Source organism: Sphingomonas sabuli (assembly GCF_014352855.1).
Taxonomy (GTDB): Bacteria; Pseudomonadota; Alphaproteobacteria; order Sphingomonadales; family Sphingomonadaceae; genus Sphingomicrobium; species Sphingomicrobium sabuli.
The window spans coordinates 1,278,777-1,296,184 of record NZ_CP060697.1 but is presented as its reverse complement, the minus strand read 5'-3'; the positions used below and the strand labels follow the sequence as shown (position 1 = coordinate 1,296,184).

At 64.6% G+C, this 17,408-nt stretch carries 15 protein-coding genes; 7 read left to right on the top strand and 8 right to left on the bottom strand.

What is annotated here, in order from left to right; translation table 11 throughout:
* Position 1: 1 nt before the first annotated feature.
* From H8M03_RS06470 to H8M03_RS06455, 4 genes are read right to left on the bottom strand one after another with little or no spacing between them, the layout of a single operon-like run.
* Positions 2-301 (bottom strand): TrbC/VirB2 family type IV secretion system protein, encoded by a 300-nt coding sequence (locus H8M03_RS06470; RefSeq protein WP_187478674.1) that lies wholly within the window; start codon positions 299-301, stop codon positions 2-4.
* Positions 298-897, bottom strand: coding sequence for a lytic transglycosylase domain-containing protein (locus H8M03_RS06465; protein WP_187478673.1), 600 nt, complete (start codon positions 895-897; stop codon positions 298-300). The genes H8M03_RS06470 and H8M03_RS06465 overlap by 4 nt, the downstream gene beginning before the upstream one ends.
* On the bottom strand, positions 894-1,388 hold the full coding sequence (locus tag H8M03_RS06460; protein WP_187478672.1) for a hypothetical protein: 495 nt from the start codon (positions 1,386-1,388) through the stop codon (positions 894-896). The genes H8M03_RS06465 and H8M03_RS06460 overlap by 4 nt, the downstream gene beginning before the upstream one ends.
* Positions 1,385-2,023: a HupE/UreJ family protein gene (locus tag H8M03_RS06455; RefSeq protein ID WP_246448759.1), complete on the bottom strand. Its 639-nt coding sequence runs from the start codon at positions 2,021-2,023 to the stop codon at positions 1,385-1,387. The genes H8M03_RS06460 and H8M03_RS06455 overlap by 4 nt, the downstream gene beginning before the upstream one ends.
* A 100-nt stretch (positions 2,024-2,123) precedes the next feature.
* Here H8M03_RS06455 and H8M03_RS06450 point away from each other — a divergent pair, with 100 nt between their 5' ends.
* Complete coding sequence (locus H8M03_RS06450; protein ID WP_187478670.1) at positions 2,124-2,891, top strand: DUF4198 domain-containing protein; 768 nt, start codon at positions 2,124-2,126, stop codon at positions 2,889-2,891.
* A gap of 91 nt (positions 2,892-2,982) precedes the next feature.
* On the opposite strand, the gene H8M03_RS06445 is transcribed toward H8M03_RS06450, so the two are convergent.
* Together H8M03_RS06445 and H8M03_RS06440 are read right to left on the bottom strand one after the other, a co-directional pair.
* Positions 2,983-3,198, bottom strand: coding sequence for a hypothetical protein (locus H8M03_RS06445; protein ID WP_187478669.1), 216 nt, complete (start codon positions 3,196-3,198; stop codon positions 2,983-2,985).
* A 42-nt stretch (positions 3,199-3,240) separates the two neighbouring features.
* Positions 3,241-4,833, bottom strand: a complete 1,593-nt coding sequence (locus tag H8M03_RS06440) for a DUF4331 domain-containing protein (RefSeq protein WP_187478668.1) — start codon at positions 4,831-4,833, stop codon at positions 3,241-3,243.
* Between the two features lie 269 nt (positions 4,834-5,102).
* Here H8M03_RS06440 and H8M03_RS06435 point away from each other — a divergent pair, with 269 nt between their 5' ends.
* Positions 5,103-6,683: a YadA family autotransporter adhesin gene (locus H8M03_RS06435; protein WP_187478667.1), complete on the top strand. Its 1,581-nt coding sequence runs from the start codon at positions 5,103-5,105 to the stop codon at positions 6,681-6,683.
* Between the two features lie 144 nt (positions 6,684-6,827).
* Here the strand turns inward: H8M03_RS06435 and H8M03_RS06430 are convergent, their stop codons facing one another.
* Positions 6,828-8,018 (bottom strand): MFS transporter, encoded by a 1,191-nt coding sequence (locus tag H8M03_RS06430; RefSeq protein ID WP_187478666.1) that lies wholly within the window; start codon positions 8,016-8,018, stop codon positions 6,828-6,830.
* Positions 8,015-9,052, bottom strand: a complete 1,038-nt coding sequence (locus H8M03_RS06425) for a LacI family DNA-binding transcriptional regulator (RefSeq protein ID WP_246448758.1) — start codon at positions 9,050-9,052, stop codon at positions 8,015-8,017. The genes H8M03_RS06430 and H8M03_RS06425 overlap by 4 nt, the downstream gene beginning before the upstream one ends.
* Before the next feature lie 229 nt (positions 9,053-9,281).
* On the opposite strand from H8M03_RS06425, the gene H8M03_RS06420 reads away from it, so the two are divergent.
* The 5 genes from H8M03_RS06420 (at position 9,282) to H8M03_RS06400 (ending at position 17,366) form a co-directional block, all read left to right on the top strand.
* Positions 9,282-12,488, top strand: a complete 3,207-nt coding sequence (locus H8M03_RS06420; RefSeq protein ID WP_222931856.1) for a TonB-dependent receptor — start codon at positions 9,282-9,284, stop codon at positions 12,486-12,488.
* 94 nt (positions 12,489-12,582) lie between these two features.
* The gene (locus H8M03_RS06415) at positions 12,583-14,136 is read left to right on the top strand and encodes a tryptophan halogenase family protein (protein WP_187478665.1); all 1,554 of its coding nucleotides are present in this window, start codon (positions 12,583-12,585) and stop codon (positions 14,134-14,136) included.
* Entirely contained in the window at positions 14,133-14,849 is a 717-nt protein-coding gene (locus H8M03_RS06410) for a SapC family protein (protein WP_187478664.1), read from the top strand. Before H8M03_RS06415 ends, H8M03_RS06410 begins: the two co-directional genes overlap by 4 nt.
* Positions 14,842-15,867: a cupin-like domain-containing protein gene (locus H8M03_RS06405; RefSeq protein ID WP_187478663.1), complete on the top strand. Its 1,026-nt coding sequence runs from the start codon at positions 14,842-14,844 to the stop codon at positions 15,865-15,867. Before H8M03_RS06410 ends, H8M03_RS06405 begins: the two co-directional genes overlap by 8 nt.
* Positions 15,868-15,923: 56 nt before the next feature.
* Positions 15,924-17,366 (top strand): tryptophan halogenase family protein, encoded by a 1,443-nt coding sequence (locus H8M03_RS06400; RefSeq protein ID WP_187480972.1) that lies wholly within the window; start codon positions 15,924-15,926, stop codon positions 17,364-17,366.
* Positions 17,367-17,408: the final 42 nt, after the last annotated feature.

Genomic DNA, 17,408 nt, shown 5'->3' with positions numbered 1-17,408 from the left:
CCTAGCCGCCGGCCACTGACCGGATTCCGCCGACAATCGAGGCCGCGCCGAACAGCACGAACAGGCCGAGCACGACCGTGGCCCCATATTTCCAGTTGATCCGACCGGTCAGCATCATGAAGCCGATAGCGGCGACCGCGATGACCGCGACGGCGGTCGCGACGTTGCCCAGCAACGTGCCCTGCAGCCAGTTGACGGCGCCGACGATCGGCCCCGATCCGGCCGGGTCAGGGGCCGCATATTGCGCACTGGCCGGGGCGGACAGGACAAGGAGGGCGAGCGCCCAACGACGAAGGGTCATGGTTGCTGCACCTCTTTCACGGGTTGCTGGACGGCGGCTTTTGAAAACGCCGAACCCCAGCGCTTCATGATCTTCGAAACGTAGTCGCGGGTCTCAGCATAGGGCGGGATGCCGCCATAGCGGAGGACCGCGCCGGGACCGGCGTTATACGCGGCAAGCGCCAGCGGAACGCTGCCGAAGCGGTCGAGCTGCTGGCGAAGGTATTTCGCGCCGCCGCGGATGTTGTCGGCCGGGTCGTCAATCCGCACGCCAAGCTGTGCGGCCGTTCCCGGCATCAATTGCATCACGCCGCGCGCGCCCTTCACGCTGACCGCATCGACCCGCCCGCGCGATTCCTGCCAGGCGACGGATTCGAGCAAATGCTGGTCGAGGCCGTGCGCGCGGGCCGCTTCGGCGAGCAGCAGATGCGGCGCCGCGCCGGAAGCCGCGCGACGCTCTTCGACGACGATCGGGGCTGGCGTTTCCGCGGTGAACACGGTGGGTTGGTCGAACGTCGTGGCCTCGCCCGACGAATCGATTTCGATGACTTGCGCCTGCGCCGCGACTGGCAGGACCAGAACCGGCAAAAAGGCGCAAAGGAATGTCTTGAGCATCATTCCATGTGATCCGGTTCGTACCCAGGCGTGGGTATCAGGGAGACGAAGGTCGAGAGCGCGGCGATCGCGATCATCCAGCTGACGACGACCTTGATAACAATACAAAATTTCCTCCGTGTAAACCAAGTTCCGGGGATCACCAACAGAATAGGAAGCAGGCCGACCACAAGCCCGCCAAGGGACGCCGTCAGCGCCGCGCAGGCCCCGGTCCAGACCCCTGCGTTCAGCGCCGCCGGAACCACCCAGCGCGGCGATCTGGCAAGTGGCAGGTAGGCAATGACGCCGGTCACGATGATCGATGCCCACAGGCACAGGAAGACCGCCTGCATGAAGGCCGGCGACGCGTCCTGCAGCGGAGCAAGTGCGTAAACGGCAAGAGCGGTCACGGCACTCGTCAATCCGCCGATCGCTGCCCACCGCGCAGGGGCGAAGGAGAGCACCAGGCCGAGCGTCGCGCTCAGCAGCAGGAAGGGCAGGATGCCGCTGTTCATGCGACCATCGCGCCATAAAGAAACCAGATGCCGAAAGCGGCGATCACGCCACCGGCTGCGCGCAGCGCGGTGACTCCGGCCGGCCATGCCTTGAACACACCAAGCCCGATTCCCGCGACGTGCAGCAAACCGGTGCTCAGCACGAATCCCGCGCTGTAGCCAACGGGGTCCGCGGCGGACGGTAGCTCGGCGCCGTGCGAATAGCCGTGAAACAGCGCGAACAGTCCGACGATGGCGCAGGCGACGGCCACTGGCAGCCGCGCCGCGAGCAGGATCGCCGCGCCGAGCAAAACCACCGAAAGCGCTATGCCCAGTTCGACCGGAGGCAGTTGCACGCCGGCCATCGCCACGCCCGCGCCGAACGCCATGGCGCCGGGGAAAACCATCGGCAGCAGGTAGATCAGGGGCCGGCCAAGAAAGGCGCCCCAGATTCCGACCGAGACCATCGCGAGCATATGGTCGAGGCCCTTGAGCGGGTGCACGAAACCGGATGCGAAGCCGCCGGCCAGGCCAGTGCCTTCATGGGCTTGCGCGGGGAAGGCGGTCAGCGCGAGCGCCAGTCCCGCAGCGGTCAGCGCGGCGCCGCGCGAATAGGTCCGCAAATGGGCGCGTCGGCGGAAATTAAGCTTGCGCACGGGCGCCATCTTCCGCAAGCACTTGGCCTGTCTTACTGCATTGGAATTCTACATGAAATTGCGTTTTTTGGGTTTGCTTGCCGCGGCCGTTGCAAGCCCTGTGTGGGCGCATGATCTGTGGATCCAGCCGCAACGGTTTCAGGCCGGCGTCGGCGATGCCGTTCCGATGACTTTCCAGATCGGGCACGGCGACGCGCGGCAACGATGGGAGGGCGCCGAATTCCTGGTGCTCATCGAAGATTTGATGGTGCGGTCCAAGCGCAGCTTGCTGGCCGACGTGCGTACCGACGAGGCGGCCGACCTGACGGTCAGATTTCCGACTCCGGGGCTGCATGTCGTCGCGCTGCAAAGCAAGCATTTCGAATCGAACCTGCCGGCGATCCGCTTCAACGATTATGCCAAGACCGAAGGGCTTGCGCTGGTCATCGCGGATCGGGCGCGCAACGGCACGACCAACCGCGCGGGCGTCGAACGTTATAGCCGCCGCGGCAAAACGCTGGTCCAGGTCGGGCCGCAGACTGCGGCGAACAGCGCGCTTGCAACGCGTCCGGTCGGACTGAAGCTGGAAATTGTCCCGGAGCGCAATCCGTACACGCTGGGTGCCGACCGCAATCTTCCGGTGCACGTTCTTTACCGAGGCAAGCGGCTGGCGAACGCGACGGTCAAGCTGACCAACCTGGAATTCGACGCGAAGCCGGTGAAGACCATCGTCACTGACAAGCAGGGCCGGGCAAGCTTTCGTGTCCCCACGGTCGGAACTTGGCTGCTCAACGTGATCTGGAGTGAGCCGGTCAAGGGCGATGCCGATGCCGACTTCGATACCACCTTCTCGAGCCTTACCTGGGGCTACGGGCAAAGCCGCCGATAGCGGCGAAGTTCGCGTAACGGCGCTCGCAGCAACGCCGCCGTGAGGCGGCGTGGAAGGCATTTCTAGGCAAGTGACCCTACGGTCATTTTCGTCACTCAATGTCGATCGGGTCCGTCGTCGTTGAAAGGGGCGTGACGTCAGCGTCCGATACGTTGCGCGGCTCTGAATTCGGCTCGGCGCGATAGGCCGTTCCGAACCCCTCACCGAACCGATCCTCCTGCCGCGAACTGCTCGCGGCAAGAGGATCGTTGGTACTGTCGTCAGTCTGGTTTTGCCGTCCGCATCCCGCGAGGAAGGCGGCGAGCATCGCGATGCCCAAGCAAGTCTTACTCAGAACCTTGACCTCCGCTTACGGCTGATTCTGCGGCCGCGGCGCTCCGCGAAGCGGCGGGTTCAGGTACGGGAACCGGTTCATCACGTAGTTGGAGTTGCTCGGCGCGCCGTCGGTGTAGGCGACCTGGCCGGTCGGTGCATCGGACGGCTGGCACAGGCCCAGCTGGGTCGGCGTTCCGTTGATCGGAACGGGATAACACAGGCGGCCCATCGCAACCCGCAGCACGATGTCGACGACATCGTCACCTGGGCGGCGACCGTTGGGGAAGCCGGCGAGATCGTCGGCCACCACGCCAAGCGTCCGCTGACGGCCGATCGGCGTCGGAGTCACGCCGGTGTTGAGGCGCAGCATTTCGGACGCCGTGACGGTCGACAGCTGGTTGAGCGAAGCAAGCCCGGTGAGGAACGTCGCGACCAGGTCGTTGCGCGGGAAGTTGGTTGGCGCAAGCGTCCGAAAACTCGTTCCGAGGGTCGCGTTGACGGCGTCACGGAAGAGTATGTTCAGATATTCCGGATAGGTCGGATTGGTGACGTAATCGGCCAGCACGGCATCCTGCGTCGGCTCGGCCGCGTTGAACAGGTCCTTCTGCGGAAGACCGATGACGACCTCGTTCACCAGCGGCATGCCAAGGCGCGAAACCTGGACGAACGATCCACCGGTGGTGTCCGGACGCTCGTAGGTCGGGTTCGGCCGGAGCAGTCGCGACTGCGGCAGGCTGGCCGAGCTCCACACGCCGATCACGCCATTGCCCGTGCCGGTCACGCAAGCGATCGGCAGTTCGATGGCAATGCTGGTGACGTTGCGCTTGTTGATCAGCTCCTGGTTATTGTCGCTCTGCGTGATCCCGCCCGGGAACGGCTGGCCGTTGCCATAAACGGGGTCGTTGTCGCCTTCGATCGGGACGAAGTTCACCTGGTCGAAGATCGGGCCGAGGTTGACCGCGAACTGCTCCTCGCGCTGGCCGACGAAGATCCGGGCCGGGCTCGAACATCCGGGGACCGAGGCGGAATAGATGTGCCGGTCGGCGTAGTTCGGATAGTTGGGGAAGGTCTTGTTGCCGGCATTGTCGAACGGCTTGACGAACAACTGGCCGCCGATGTCGGTATTGGTCACCGTGCTGGCTTCGCCGGACCGGCGATCGCCCCTCACCTGCTTGACGGTGTAGATTTCGTTCTCACCGATAGCGGAATCGTTCGGCATGGTGATCTTGCCAAGCTGGCGGACGGCGATTGGAAGACGCTTGCCGCCGGCGTCGAGCGTAATGCCCTGGCCGTTCTTCAGTCGATTGATGAACTTGAACTGGTATGTCAGGTCTTCCTTGGCGTCGCCATTATTGTCGATCATGATTTCGTACAAAGCGTCGGGATCCATCGTATAATAATTCGGACCATCGCCGGGGCCTTCGCCGGGCTGGAAATTGGCAATCAAAGTAATGAATGCGCCGCGGCCCGGCTCGTAACTGCGGAAGGCATAGACGTCGGTATTGTCGACTTTTGGCGTCTTGGTGATGTTGGGGGCTTCACGGTGGCTCGAGGCGAACGCTGGAGAAACTGACGTAAGAAGCAGGGCGACGCCCGCGCTAATATGTACATATGCCGAACGACGCATCTTGGATTCTCCTTAAACGCGCCAAAGGACGGCGCAGAAGCACTGGCTTCGCAGCACGGATGCCCACGAGAATCACAGCTTTAAATGATGCTTTGAGCGGATAATTCACATTTGTTGTTTTTAGGAATCTAAGGCGAAATTAATCGGATAGCTGCTGCCGCGAGGTGGTTACGCGTCGGCGGAGCGAAATTATTCGATCCGCGCGGCCCGGTCGCAGTCGGTGTCCACTGGTCGCGATCCGTTTGGGCAAATTATCCGAAGGACTAGCCATGAATCGACTGTCACTGTTGAAGACCGGATCTGTAATCGCATGCGCAATCGCGGCCTGTTCGGTTGCTCCCGCGTGGGCCGACCCCACTCCCGAATGCAATAACGCGGGCATTGGTGGCACCGAATGCGGCTCCAATTCGCGCGCCAACGATTATGCGACGGCGGTCGGCAACGGTGCACGGGCAACGGGTGTAGCGAGCACCGCGGTCGGCAATGGCGCGGACGCGCTTGGCCTGTTCGCGGTAGCGCTTGGCAACGCCGCCTTGGCGTCGCAGGACAATAGCACGGCACTCGGCACATTGGCGCAGGCCACCGGTGTCGGCGCGACCGCAACCGGCGCGGGCGCGCTTGCAATCGGCGAGAACAGCGTCGCCAACGGCATCAACGCGACGGCAGGCGGCGAAGGCTCGATCGCGGTCGGCGCGGCCAGCAGCGCAACGCTCGAAGGCAATATCGCGATCGGCAACCGTTCGATCGCCACCGGCATTCAGTCGCTGGCGCTGGGCGAAGACACCATCGCCACCGGCACGCATTCGGTTGCCGTCGGATCGACGGCCGCCGCCACCGGGCTGGGCTCGACCGCATTGGGCTGGGCCGCCGTCTCGTCCGGCGAATCGGCTACGTCTGTCGGCAACAGCGCCGCCGCGACCGGCCTTGGTTCGACTGCGGTCGGCCGTTTTGCCACCGCGTCCGGCGACAACAGCGTCGCCAATGGCATCAACTCGGTTGCGCAGGGCGCCGGCTCCGTCGCGGTCGGTTCGGGCGCAACGGCCACGCTCGACGGCAATATCGCTGTCGGCAACAATGCCGTTTCGACCGGGCTTCAGTCGCTTGCGGTTGGCGAAGATTCGGTCGCCAGCGGTACGCATTCGGTCGCTCTGGGATCGACGGCCACCGCCACCGGCGTCGGGTCGACGGCCCTCGGCTGGGCCGCCGACGCTTCGGGCGATTCGTCGACCGCGGTCGGCAATAGCGCTTCCGCTTCTGGCAACACGTCAACAGCGATTGGCCGCGATTCAGCCGCCAATGGCGATAACAGCGTCGCCCTTGGTTACGGGTCGGTTGCGAACCAGGACAATACGGTTTCGGTCGGCACGGTTGGTGGCGAACGACGGATCGTCAATGTTGCGGCCGGCATCAATGCCACCGACGCGGTGAATGTCAGCCAGCTCAACAACAACAACACGGTGATCAACAACGCCATCGCCGACGAAAGCGCCGCGCGCATGGCCGCCGACACGACGCTGACCAACAGCATCGCGTCAGAAGCAGCAACGCGCGCTGCCGGTGACCTCGCGCTGTCGTCGCAGCTCGACAACCTGTCGTTCCAGCTGGGCGACTTCCGTCGCGACGCGCGCAGCGGCTCGGCCGCGGCGCTGGCCGCCGCCGGTCTTCCGCAGGTCATGGATCCGGGCCGCAGCCTGGTCGCCGTGGGCGTCGGCACCTATCGCGGGCGCAGTGCGGTCGCCGCCGGCGGTTCGTACCGGGTCCCTAATGGAACCACCGTAGTCAAGGTCGGCATCACGTATGACAGCGGCTCGAACGTCGGTGCGAATGCCGGCGTCGGCTACCAGTTCTGATCGCCACCTGATTTGAACTGACCCAGGCGCGCGCAAGCGTGCAACAAAATCGCCGTCGTCCCCCGGGGCGGCGGCGATCCTGCGTTACGGACTCCAGGTGTCTGTGAGGGCGTCTTCGACGGCGGCCGGCGGTCTTGCGCGTGCCTAGCGAACCGAAGCAATCCGGCTCACGCAGACCGCACTGACGAGCGCCAGCGCACCGGCGACCATCAAGGCCAGCCTGATGATGTCGGGATCCGGCGCGGTCACCGAAAGGCCGATGGTCAGGGTCGGCGCGGCGATGGAGGGTAGCGTGTTGGTCAGATTCATCCATCCCAGCGCTCCGCCACGCTTGTCGGTGCCGCGCAGCAATTCCGCCACCAGCGCGGAGTCAAGCGCCAGGAACACGGTCAGCCCGGCAAGGAAAATGGTGTAGCCCGCGAGCGCGGCGATCCACACCTTGGCCAAGACCAGCAGCAACAGGGCGGCTGCGATCGCCAGGCTCGTCACCGTCAGTATCGCCTTGCGCTTGCCGACAAGGTCCGAGCGACGCGCGAGGTACAGGCAGGCGGCAAGGGCAAACGGGCTGGCGTAAAGGCTGAGCTTGGCCAGCATCGGCCGCGCCGCCGCCGCACCCGCCCCGAATTCGCCGATATAAAGGTAGAGATAGGACAGGACGATCACCGCGCCGAACTGGATGCACAGCCGTGCGATCCACGCGAAAAGAAAGTCCCGGCGCAGCGGCGGTTGCGCCATCGGCTCTTCTTCCGCCGCTGCGGTTGCAGGCTGAAGCGGTGCCGGCCAAGCGAACAGGAACGGCAGGATCAAGGCGCTTACCGTCGCCGCGATTGCAGGCATCAACAGGTCGCCGAGCAATGGGGCCGCCGCCGCCGCCGCAGCGGTCGCGACCGTTCCGGCCGGCAGCGCGAAGTTGAGCCATGCCGCGGTCACCCCCTTGCGATTATCGGGGACATGGTCGGCCAGGACCGCGATCAGCGGCGCGAACATCGCGTTGAAGGCGAGCTGAAAGACAATCAGCGCGGCGACGAGCTGCGCGAAGGATTGCGCGAACGCAAAGGCGACCAGCGCCGCTGCGGTCGCGGCAAGGCCAACCGTGGCCATCCCCCTCCGGCTGCCGCGGCGGGCCATCAGCGTATCAGATGCATAGCCTGCCGCGATATTAGCAATGCTCGCGGTAAGCGCGCCGATGATGAGCAGCAGGCTGAGCAGGTAGACCGGCTCGTCGGACAGGGCCTCGACCCTGACGGGAACGACAAACGTCAGTAGCGGCAGGAACGCGCAATGCGCGCCGAACGAAGCGGCGATGTAGCGGGGCCCGATGGCACGGTCGGTCAAGCGGCTGCGTATCGCGCGGTGGAATCGCGGACGATCAGTTCGAACGGCAGGACATGGTGGGGTTCGACGGTCTTGCCCTCGGCCACGGTCATCAGCATGTCGCACGCGCAGGCGACGATCGCCGCAGTCGGCTGACGGATCGCGGTTAGCGGCGGGACGCTGAAGCGAACGCCCGGCGTGTCTTCGAAACTCATTACCGACAATTGCTCCGGCACCTTGATGTCGAGCAGGTTGGCGACGTGCAGCACGGCGAATGCCATCTCGTCGTTTTCCGCGATGATCGCGGACGGCGGTGCGCCGGATTCGAGCCATTCGGTGGTGACCCGGGCCGCCGTGTCGAAACTGAAGTCGGCCAGTTCGACCAGCGTTTCACCGCCGACGCGTTCGACTTCGCTGAGGAAGCCGTCGACGCGGAGGCTGGTATTCCCATAGTCGCGGCGGCCGGACAGGAAAGCGATGCGCCGATGCCCCAGGTCGGTCAGGTGCCGGGTCGCGCTGACCGCGGCGGCGCGTTCGTCCATGCCGGCCTGCAGCATGTCGTCGTGCACCGGCGTGTTCAGCACGACGAACGGACAGTTGCGGCTTTCCAGCAATTCCCAAAGGTCCGAATTTTCACTGTGCGGCGGAGTTAGGACGATGCCGTCGGGGCGCAGGCTCGACAGGATTTCCGACAGTCGCGTGACGGCGCGCTCGTCCGTATCGATTAGTTCGAACAGCATGTGATAACCGTTCGCTTCGCACGCCAGCATGCCGCCGCGCAGCATCTGGTCGACCCAGTCGTTGCCGCGTTCCGCCTCCCAATTCTCAAGCGTCCGCTGGCGGTCGTTGATCGCCATGATCAGGTAGGACTTCGCTCCGCCCATGCGGCGTGCAGCAAGGTTCGGCGCATAACCCAGGCTACTGATCGCGCTGCGCACGCGTTCGCGCACTTCGTCGCGCACATTGGGATGGTCGTTGAGGACTCGCGACACCGTCTGGCGCGACACGCCCGACATGCGTGCGACATCTTCGATCGTGATCGCGCGTGCTGCCAAATTCCTACCCTCCTGACTCGCGTTTCAATGGCAAATACCGCGCGCCGGGGATAGCATCGCCGGCGCTTTAGTTGCGCGCCGGTTACACTTCCCGAACAGGTGCAGCATGCCCGTCACAATTCGGGTTGACACCCCTTACCTAATCAAAGATTGTGAACGTTCACACGATTTTTTGAGGGGGGAGTGTGTGAACGTGTCCACACCAATTCGACCGTTCCTGTCACATCTGATGCTCGGCGCTTCGACGCTGGCTATTTGTGCTTTGCCGCAAACTGCGTTCGCGCAGGATGCTGCGCCGCAAGCCACCGCTGGCGAAGCGGGTTCGACTCAGAATGAGGCCGAAGCCGACGCCGTTCCGCCGGTTACCGCGGACGAGGCGATCGTCGTCACCGGCATCCGCCGCTCGCTGCGCGATGCGATGAACATCAAGCGTAACTCGCAAGGTGTCGTCGACGCGATTTCGGCCGAAGACATCGGCAAGTTCCCCGACACCAACCTCGCCGAATCGCTGCAGCGTATCACCGGCGTCTCGATCGACCGGTCGAACGGCGAGGGGTCCAAGGTCACGGTCCGCGGCTTCGGTCCGGACTTCAACCTCGTCCTACTCAACGGCCGCCAGATGCCGGCCTCGACGCTCGGCGATTGCTGCAGCGCGCCGGCGTCGCGCAGCTTCGACTTCGCCAACCTCGCTTCGGAAGGCATTGCGGCCGTCGAAGTGTACAAGTCCGGCCGGGCCACGTTGCCCACCGGCGGTATCGGCTCGGTCATCAACATCCGTACGCCGCGACCGCTCGACCGCGACGGGCTGCAGGGCAGCATTTCCGTCAAGGGCGTAATGGATCATGCGTTTGAAGGAACGCACATTACGCCGGAAGTCTCGGGCATCATCAGCAACACTTTCGCCGACGATCGCGTCGGCGTTTTGCTGTCCGGCAACTATTCCCGGCGCAAGGCCGACCTGGCGCAGTTCAACGCCGGCTGGCGCGAAGGCTATGACGGGTCGCAAAGCTGCGCCGACGGTACCTGGGGCGGTCTGCCGATCAACGCCAACGACTGGTGCGGCAGCGTCAACAACGTCGAAAACCGGCCGGGTCCGGGCGAGACCTATCAGGTCACCCAGAACGCGGCCTACGACTTCATCAACATCGACCGCGAGCGGATCAACGGCCAGGCCGTGCTGCAGCTCAGGCCGACCGACGCGCTCACCGCGTTGATCGACTACACCTTCTCGCAGAACACGCTGGACGCGCGCACCAACAGCATCGGTGTGTGGTTCAACCATTCGGCCACGTCGAGCAGCTGGACCGACGGTCCGGCGGCGGGCCCGAATTTCTATTCGGAAGTGTTCGGCCCGGGCAAGGATCTTGCGATCACCGGCGCGCTTGCCGCGAACCGCAACATTAACAAGTCGCTCGGCGGCAACCTGCTATACGATCTCGGCCGGTTGAAGCTGGAACTCGACGCGCACCATTCGACCGCGGTCAGCAAGCCGACGTCGCCGTACGGCAGCAATATTGCCGTCGGCAGCGCCATCTTCGGCGTGCAGCAGCAGACTGTCGATTTCACCACCGACATGCCGGTGATTTCGGTCGACATGTATCCGGGTTCGGAAATTACCGCGAGCAACATCCGTCCGTCGGGCAACGCGTTCCGCAACGCTTACATGAAGGACCGAATCAACGAGATTTCGGGTCGCGGTCACTATGACTTCGACGCGAGCTTCATCGAAAGCCTCGACTTCGGCGTCACGAGCACCGACAACAAGGTGCGCACGGCCTACGGCTTCCTGCAGACCGACTCCTGGGGCGGTACACTCAGCGCGGACGAGACGCCGGACAGCCTGTACGAAATGGTCAACCTGCCGGAAAACCTGTCGGGCATGAGCGGGTCGAACGATCCGGCGATCATTCCCAGCTATTTCGACATCGACACCGAAGGGCTGATTGCGCTGCTTCAGGGTGAACTCGGCATTTGTACCGCGCCTGTTTCAGGTACGCCGACCGGTACCGGCTGTCTGGCCGAATACACCACCGACCGGCGCATTCGCGAAAAGACGATCGCGCCGTACATTCAGTCGACGCACACGTTCGATCTCGGCGCATCGCCGGCGCACCTGCGCCTTGGCCTGCGCTATGAAAAAACGCGCATTACCTCGTCGGCGCTTGTGCCCGTCCCGGGTAACACCTTCTGGGCGGCACAGAATGAAATCGGCATCCTTGATAGCGGGCAGGCCGATTTCACCACGCTCAAGGGCAGCTACAAGAACTGGCTGCCGGCGATCGATTTCGACATCGAACCGATCCGCAACGTGAAGGTGCGCGGCGCCTACAGCCACACCATCACCCGGCCGGACTACGCCAGCTTGCAGGGCGGCATCACCGTCTCCCCGCCGCTGCGTCCGAACGGCGGCAGCACGGCGAGCAGCGGCAACCCCGGACTGCTTCCGTACAAGTCGAAGAACTGGGATTTGTCGGCCGAATGGTATTACGGCCGGGAAAGCTATGCGTCGGCTGGTTTTTTCCACAAGACGGTCAGCAACTTTATCGGCCAGACGACGACGATCACGCCGTTGTTCGACCTGCGTAATCCGGCGGAAGGTGCAGCAGTTCTCGCTGCGCAGGCCGCGCTCGGGGACAACGCACCGTTATTCGACAGCACGGACAATCCGACGCCAGAAATCGACTCGATCGTCGAATATGTCGCTGCGAACAATCCGGAACTTATCCTGCGCAATGCCGCAGGCGAACCGATCGGTATTCTTGCAACGCCAAACGATCCGCTGGTTCCGTTCATTTACCAGCAGCCGGCCAACAGCGATCAGAAAGCCAAGATCCACGGCTTCGAGTTCGCGCTTCAGCACAGCTTCTGGAACACCGGTTTCGGCGCGATCCTCAACTACACGATCGTGAACAGCAACACGAAGTACAACAACGCGCTGCCCTACACGACCACGCAGTTCGCGATCACGGGTGTTAGCGACAGTGCCAACGCGGTGCTGTTCTACGACAAGAACGGCATCCAGGCCCGCGTCGCGTACAACTGGCGCGACGGCTTCCTGTCCGGATACGGCCTCGATCCGTTCTACATCGATCCGTACGGCCAGTGGGACGTCAGCGCGAGCTACGAGTTCCGCCGGGGGCTGACCGCGTTCTTCGAAGGCATCAACGTGACCAACGAAGACCGCCGCGGCCACATGCGCAACGACCAGACGGTGTTCTTCGCGGCACCTGGTTACTCGCGCTACGCACTGGGCCTGCGCATGACCTTCGGTGGCAATGCCGCACCGCCGCCGCCGGCATATATCCCGCCGCCGCCGCCGCCCGCGGCCCCGGCAACGCAGACCTGCCCCGACGGCACGGTGATCCTGGCGACGGAAGTGTGTGCGGCACCGCCGCCACCGCCACCGCCGCCGCCGCCTGCGCCGGAACGCGGCTAAGGTTTAACTCCCCTCTCTCCCGTGCCAGAGTGGCGACCGTTCGCGGTCGTCGCTCTGGCCGCGGGCCGATAACGGAGAGGCACGAGGCAAAGGCATGACAGCGCCGGTCAAGCGGATCGTCATCGCCGGCGGCGGGACCGCCGGCTGGCTGTCCGCCTGCCTGCTTGCGTCGTGGTCGGCGAAGACGGGCCGCGGGCTCGCCATCACGCTGATTGAGGCGCCCGACATCCCGACCATCGGGGTGGGCGAAGGCACCTGGCCGACGATGCGCGAGACGCTTGCCGCGATCGGCCTCGACGAGGCGCATTTCCTGCGGCGCTGCGACGGCGCGTTCAAACAGGGTTCGCGCTTCGACGGCTGGACCACCGGCGCGCCCGGCGATTCCTATCACCACCCGTTCACTCCGCCGCCCGCCTGGCCGGACCCAGCCGAGCTGGCCGCTGCATGGGCCGCGTCGGGCGAAGCGGACTTTGCCGCGGCGATGTCGCCGCAGCCGGCGCTGTGCGACGCTGACCTTGCCCCGCGACAGAGGGGGATGCCCGCCTATGCCGGCGCGGTGAACTATGCCTACCATCTCGACGCGTCCAAGCTTGCCGGCGCGCTTCGGGAGCGGGCGGTCGAGGGGCTTGGCGTGCGGCACGTCGCCGACCGCATCGAGCAGGTCGAGGGGGCGGACGGCTGGATCGAAGCGCTGCGGACCGCGGGCGGGGGGCGGATCGCGGGAGACCTGTTCCTGGATTGCACGGGGCTGCGCGCGCTGCTGATCGAAGGGCATTGCAAGGCCGGCTGGACCGACCTTTCCGGCAATCTGTTCAACGACCGCGCGCTAGCGCTGCAAGTGCCGGTTGATGCCGGTTCGCCGATCGCATCGCATACCATCGGCACCGCGCACGAGGCCGGGTGGCTGTGGGATATCGCGCTGCCGTCGCGCCGGGGCATCGGCTGCGTTTATTCGTCACGCCATCTCGACGAGGCGCGGGCCCGCGCCATCCTTGCCGATTATGTCGCACGGGCGGTGCCCGGTGCCGACGTGGATGCAGCGGCCGCGCGGTTGATTGCCTTTCCGACCGGCCACCGCGCCAGCTTCTGGCGGGGCAATTGCCTGGCCGTCGGCTTGTCGGCCGGGTTCGTCGAGCCGCTCGAAGCATCGGCGATCGTCCTGATCGAACTGTCGATCCGGCAGCTGACAGCGAACTTCCCCGCCAGCCGGGAGCGCATGCCGTTCCTGGCGGAGCGGTTCGACGCGCTGTTCACGCTGCGCTGGCAACGCGTGGTCGAATTTCTCAAGCTGCATTACGTGCTCAGCCGCCGAGGCGAGCCATATTGGCAGGAGCATCGCGACCGGGCGACGTGGCCGGCGCGGCTTGGCGACCTGATCGAGCTGTGGCGCGACCAGCCGCCTTCGACCAGCGACCTGCCGATGGCCGAGGAGATGTTCCCGGCCGCAAGCTATCAATATGTCTATTACGGCATGGGCGGCGCGCTTCCCACGCAACTTCCGCCAGTGCCCGATGCGCTTGCCGCGCAGCTTCGGCAGGTTCACCAGAAGGCGCGGGCGCTGGCCGCGGCCTTGCCCACCAACCGTACCTATTTCGACGCGCTGGCCGGTGCGTCCCAACCCGATCCGCAAAGGCAAAGCGCCGCATGACCAATCACGCCGTCGTCACCAAGGAAGAGCATCGCGACCTGCGCGTCAAAACGGACTCGTCGGCCGAGCTTGGCGACGGAGTCATGGCCTGCTTCACCGTGCCGGACGAATTCCGCCGGCTGCAGAATGAATTCGCCATCCTGTTCCGCCGCGACGCCGAGAGCCGCGCCTTTTCGGCGCTTGCGCTGATGGGGTTCGAGGAGGGCGAGAACCTCTATCTGGCGGACGGCGAATGGTCCGCGACCTACAAGCCGCTGGCACTGGCCATCCAGCCGTTCCTGGTCGGCCGCCCGGCCGGCGGCGAGGGTCCGGGACAGGTCCATATCGACCTGGACAGCCCGCGGGTGTCGACGGACGGCGAAGGTACCCGGCTGTTCGACGACAGCGGCCTTGCCAGCCCGTATCTCGACCGGATTGCCGGGATGCTCGGCGCGCTTGACGAGGGGCATCGCAACAGCCCGGATTTCTTCGCGGCGATGGAGCGCTACGAATTGCTCGAGCCGTTCTCGCTCGACGTCGAACTCAACGACGGCGCCAAGCACCGCATGGTCGGTTATCACATGGTCAACGAGGATCGGCTGGCAGAACTTGGCGCGGGCGAGATCGCCGAGCTGCACAAGGGCGGCCATCTCGAGCCGCTGTTCATGGCCATCGCGTCTCTGTCCAACCTCAACAAGCTGGTCGATTGGAAGAGCCGCCGCGTCAATGGCTGAAGCCGCCGCCATTTTCGATAGATTACCGCCAGTTGCCGAGGAAGGGGTGGTGGCGACCGATCTTGCGCAGCGGATCGAGCAGGCCGACCGGCCGTTCGTGATGCGGGGCATCGCCGCCGACTGGCCGTTGGTCCGGGCCGGTCTCGACAGCGGGCAGGTGGCGCGCGACTATCTTGTGGCCCGCGCGCGCGACCGCAAATTCCCGGTCAACATCGGCCAGCCCGGTGCCGGGGAACGGCTGTTCTACAACGCCGAAATGGGCATGAACTTCCAGATGGCCAACGGGCCGCTCGACGCCATCCTCGGCGGCATCTCGGCCAACGAGGACAAGCCCGACGCGCCGCTGATCTACCTCGGCTCGATCGACATGGGCGACTATTTCGAGGGGCTGCGCGAGGCCAACACGCTGCCGCTTGGCGAGCGCAAGGCGATCGAGAGCATCTGGATCGGAACGCGCACGCGTATTGCCGCGCACAATGACATGCCCAACAATGTCGCGGTGTGCGCGGTGGGCCGGCGGCGCTTCACCATCTTCCCGCCCGACCAGTTCGCCAATCTATACCCGGGGCCGATCGACAATACCCCGGCCGGCCGGCCGGTCAGCATGGTCGACCTGCACGCCCCTGACTTTGAGAAATTCCCGAGGTTCCGCGACGCGCTGGAGACGGCGCAGGTGGCAATGCTGGAGCCGGGCGACGCGGTCTTTATCCCGTCCATGTGGTGGCACCATGTCGAAGGCCTGTCGCCGTTCAACATCCTAGTGAATTTCTGGTTCAGCGACGCGCCGTCGTACCTTGGCAAGCCAGAAGACGCGCTCAACCACGCCATCCTCGCCATCCGCGATCTCCCGCCCAGCCAGAAGGAAGTGCTGAAGGCCATGTTCGATTTCTATGTCTTCGGCGATACCGACGGGTCCGCCGCCCACATTCCGGAAGGCGCGCGCGGCATTCATGGCACGCTGACGCCTGAAAACGCCGGGCGCATCCGCGCCCACCTGTTGCGGGCGTTGAGCCAGTGAGCGGCGGCGAACGGCTGCGCCGCGTGGTCGTCGCCGGCGGCGGCACCGCGGGGTGGATGACCGCGGCGGCCTTGGCCAAGACGCTGGGCCACGTGCTCGACATCACGCTGGTCGAATCCGATGCCATCGGCACGGTCGGCGTCGGCGAAAGCACGATCCCGCCGCTGGTGCTGTACAACCGCCTGCTCGGCATCAACGAAGCCGAGTTCATGCGGGCCACGCAGGCGACCTTCAAGCTCGGCATCCAGTTCGACAATTGGAAGGACGTCGGCGAAAGCTATTTCCACAGCTTCGGCATTACCGGGACCGACCATTGGTCGGCGGGCTTCTGGCATTTCTGGATGCGCGGGCAGGAGATGGGCAAGGCCGACGAATATGGCAAATATTGCCTGGAGCTGATGGCCGCTCGGGCGCGCAAGTTCGCGCACCTGCCCGATGACAAGATGAATTACGCGTTCCAGCTGGATTCCAGCCTGTACGCGAAGTTCCTGCGCGAGCTTGCGGAGCGCGAGGGCGCCAAGCGGGTCGAAGGCAAGATCCAGCGCGTCGAGCGCGACGGCGACAGCGGCAATATCCGGTCGATCGTGCTGGAATCGGGCACCGTGATCGACGGCGATCTGTTCGTCGATTGCACCGGTTTCCGGGCGCTGTTGATCGAAGGCGCGCTGCACGCGGGCTATGACGACTGGACGCATTACCTGCCGTGCGATTCGGCGATCGCGATCCAGACCAAATCGGTCGGCCCGCCGGTGCCGTACACGCGGGCGATGGCGCATGACGCGGGCTGGCAATGGCGCATCCCGCTGCAGCATCGCACCGGCAACGGCATCGTCTATGCCAGCCAGTATCTCGACCGCGACGCGGCGCTCGAACGGCTGCTCGGCAATATCGAGGGCGAAACCCTGACCGAGCCCAGCTTCCTGAAATTCAGGACCGGTGCGCGGCGCAGCCAATGGCTTGGAAATTGCATTGCCGTCGGCCTGTCGTCTGGGTTCATGGAGCCACTTGAATCGACCAGCATCCATCTTATCCAGCGCGCCGTGCTGCGGCTGATCCAGATGCTTCCGCTTCGCGAGATTTCGGAACGCGACATTGCCGAGTTCAACGATCAGCAGATGACCGACATGCTGCAGATCCGCGACTTCCTGATCCTGCATTACAAGGCGACCGAACGCCGCGACAGCGCGTTCTGGCGGCAGTGCGCGCTGATGGAAATTCCCGACAGCCTGCAGCACAAGATCGACCTGTTCCGCGAAACCGGCCGGGTCTTCCGCAAGCGCGAGGAATTGTTCGTCGAGAACAGCTGGGTGCAGGTGATGATGGGGCAGGGCATCATGCCGCGCTCCTTCCACCCGGTGACGGAAAAGCTGACCGACCAGGAGATGGACACGTTGCTGGGCCGCATTTCCGGCAACGTCGAGCGGACCGTCGCAAGCCTTCCGAACCACGAGGATTATGTCGCCAATTATTGCGGCGCGAATGAAGCGGAAGCGGCCTGACCGATCAAATCGAGCGGGGCTTCCTTGACCTGTCGCAAGGCC